General features: G+C 45.7%; 3 protein-coding genes. All 3 read right to left on the bottom strand.

The genetic code is table 11. The features are described 5' to 3' along the window. Window positions 1-187 precede the first annotated feature (187 nt). Window positions 188-769 (bottom strand): YdeI/OmpD-associated family protein, encoded by a 582-nt coding sequence (locus LN893_RS20350; RefSeq protein WP_229973248.1) that lies wholly within the window; start codon window positions 767-769, stop codon window positions 188-190. A 374-nt stretch (window positions 770-1,143) separates the two neighbouring features. Then, complete coding sequence (locus LN893_RS20345) at window positions 1,144-1,674, bottom strand: DUF4385 domain-containing protein (protein ID WP_439651235.1); 531 nt, start codon at window positions 1,672-1,674, stop codon at window positions 1,144-1,146. A 65-nt stretch (window positions 1,675-1,739) separates the two neighbouring features. Further along, window positions 1,740-1,938, bottom strand: a 199-nt coding sequence (locus tag LN893_RS20340) for a hypothetical protein (RefSeq protein ID WP_229973246.1), incomplete at its 5' end; no start/stop codon positions are given.

Below are 1,938 nucleotides of genomic sequence, written 5' to 3'. Positions count from 1 at the left end.
GTGGCTGCCTGAAAAAGTCTACAGTAAAACATTGCAAGTTCCAAGTCTCGCCTACTGCTTATGGTAGATTTCTGAGCACTTCCTCTTTGCAAAAAGAAACTTAATCAAGAGTCAAGCTCCTTTTATTAACTGGTTTACTTTCATAAAGTGTATTCATTATTGGCAGGAGTCCTTTTATTTTCTTCATTTACCTGTCATTCAGACCTTTCCCTTCAAGAATTTTTGGAATACATCTCTCAATTCTTGATTTACGAGTACTGGATTGTTTGGCTTGGGAAAAATACAGCAGGTATCTTTTTTGCCGCCCGGGTGTCAAATTTTCAAAAGCAGCATTAAGTTCAGTATTTTCCTTTAGCCTGATTTGTAATTCTTCAGGAATGTTGAATTCTGTAGTCTTTTTAAAACCTACTTTTAAACCTAGCTTTTCTATTTCCATGGCTTCAAAAATGTAGGCTTTTATGATAGCTTCTAGCCCCTCAATTTCCTTATTATTTGTAAAACGAATTTGACGTGCGGACTGTACATTTTCTGTTTGTTGAATTAAAATGCCATTGGTGTCATTCAGTAAGGAGCCTATATTAAATAAAAGTGCACAATATTCTTTAAATCCGTGAATCAAAACAATGTTGCTTTTTTGAAAAGTATAACAAGGAACGCCCCATTTTAACTCTTCGATTAATCCGCAATCAAGAACAATCATTCTCAATTTTCCATATTCGCGTTGCCACTTTGCGTCTTTGTCGAAGAACCAATTTGCTTTAGGATTCATGTTATGTATTTTATTTTACAGCCAACGAATAACGCCAGGGGGCGCCAAGGTTTGCCTGCAATATGTGCGTAACCAGTTCAGGCTGTAAATTCTCTTCTTCATCGTGTATTCTTGAGTGTTGCCAAGCCTGCGGCCAAACCTAATTAGAGTAAACCCAGACAGACTTTCTGCATCATCACCTGCATACCTAAGAGTAGGCCATCTGTGCGCTAGCGAGTGCTCAAGGATTGAAGCCAGGCCTCCTTCTCAACGAAGGTCCTGATCTCAAACTCGTGTCCTATGCATTGGAACAGGCTTTCAATGGTAAGGGAGGCGAATATATTTAGGGGCACCACCTGCGCCAGACACCTCAGCGGACCTCATGCGCGGGGTGTTTACTGCGTGTAATACATCTCCTTGAAGCGTGCTTTCTGCCTTAGGTACTCAGGATTATCCTTAGCCCTGAACCAATAGCCCTTAAAGATCTCAGCGGCCCTGGCTTTCTCGCCCGTCAGCGCGTCCACTTCCCGCGGACGGATGCGCCCGCCCTTGTTCTTGCTGCCCGAAGAATAGGGATAGGGCAAATTCTCAGTGTCCTGCCGCTGCCCCTTCTCGTATTTTCTCCCGCTGCCGTGGTTGGCGTATCTCCTGGCTCGTGTAAAACCCATCTGCAGGAACTTGCGCGCCATGTCAGCCCCGACGAAATCCCCCGCCTCCAGGTAACCCTCGAACAGACCGTAGATAATCCTGGCAGACTCGGTGGCCAGCGCCTCGGTCCTGAACCTCCAATGCGGCAAAATCTCCGACTTATAGGGCTGCACCAGCAGCACCCCCTGCTCGCCCACGCCGATGCGGTAGAACTCGGGCTGCCTCCTGAAATCAACGGTCTCAAAGTCGAGCGAATAGTCGAATGCATTCTTTGCCATGTTCCTCATCTAAAGAGTAGCTTTCTTTATGTACGGCATTGCCCCCTAAGCGGTGCCGTGTTTCCTCAGCAATTGCGAAACAGGCCGTTACCTAAACTAAGGCTCAGGATAAACAACGGAACTCCACTTCTTAATGTCAGACCCGTTCCCGCAGCGGCCCTGTCTTCCAATGATCGGGAGTGAAACTCTGGCAAATACACCATAGGTACCCGTACGAGCTGTACAGCCTTATCCTGTTTCATAACTTTTCTGCAAAGCGAGTTT

The sequence above is a fragment of the Pontibacter harenae genome (genome assembly GCF_020907245.1).
Taxonomy (GTDB): domain Bacteria; phylum Bacteroidota; class Bacteroidia; order Cytophagales; family Hymenobacteraceae; genus Pontibacter; species Pontibacter harenae.
The sequence above is the reverse complement of the archived record's forward strand: the minus strand, read 5'-3'. Positions and strand labels throughout refer to the sequence as shown.

What these genes read in the sequence shown, in the direction of transcription:
- LN893_RS20350 (WP_229973248.1), bottom strand. Translation starts at nt 769, where the DNA reads ATGAATCCTAAAGCAAATTGGTTCTTCGACAAAGACGCAAAGTGGCAA.
- LN893_RS20345 (WP_439651235.1), bottom strand. Translation starts at nt 1,674, where the DNA reads ATGGCAAAGAATGCATTCGACTATTCGCTCGACTTTGAGACCGTTGAT.